The sequence below is a fragment of the Streptomyces aureocirculatus genome (genome assembly GCF_000720475.1).
Lineage (GTDB): Bacteria > Actinomycetota > Actinomycetes > Streptomycetales > Streptomycetaceae > Streptomyces > Streptomyces aureocirculatus.
Window position 1 is genome coordinate 1 of the sequence record NZ_JOAP01000142.1, and the last position, 756, is coordinate 756.

Annotated in this window: 1 protein-coding gene; it reads right to left on the reverse strand. The window is 65.5% G+C overall.

The features are described from left to right. On the reverse strand, window positions 1-756 hold a 756-nt coding region (locus IG78_RS0141090; RefSeq protein WP_030574922.1), incomplete at both ends, for an alpha-amylase family glycosyl hydrolase.

A 756-nucleotide genomic window follows, 5' to 3' on the forward strand; every position in this document is an offset into this window, starting at 1 on the left:
CTCGCGCAGGAAGGCGAGGACGGCGGGGTTGGAGGAGGGCAGCTCGGTGTAGGAGCCGAGTCCGAAGGCGGGGTTCTGTTTGCGGATCTCGATCATGCGGCGGGTCCAGTGGAGCAGGCTGGAGGGGCTGCTCATGGCGGCTTCGACGTTGGTGACCTGGTAGCCGTAGACGGGGTCCATGATCGTGGGGAGGTAGAGGCGGCCGGGGTCGCAGGAGGAGAAGCCCGCGTTGCGGTCGGGCGTCCACTGCATGGGGGTGCGGACGGCGTCGCGGTCGCCGAGCCAGATGTTGTCGCCCATGCCGATCTCGTCGCCGTAGTAGAGGATCGGCGATCCCGGCAGGGACAGCAGCAGGGCGGTGAAGAGCTCGATCTGGTTGCGGTCGTTGTCCAGGAGGGGAGCGAGCCGGCGGCGGATGCCGATGTTGGCGCGCATGCGGGGGTCTTTCGCGTATTCCGCGTACATGTAGTCGCGTTCTTCGTCGGTGACCATCTCCAGGGTGAGTTCGTCGTGGTTGCGCAGGAAGATGCCCCACTGGCAGTTTTTGGGGATGGCGGGGGTCTTGGCGAGGATTTCCGAGACGGGGTAGCGGGATTCACGGCGTACGGCCATGAAGATGCGGGGCATGACGGGGAAGTGGAACGCCATGTGGCATTCGTCGCCGTCGTTCTCGAAGGAGCCGAAGTAGTCGACGACGTCCTCCGGCCACTGATTCGCCTCCGCCAGGAGAACCGTGTCGGGATAGTGCGCGTCGAT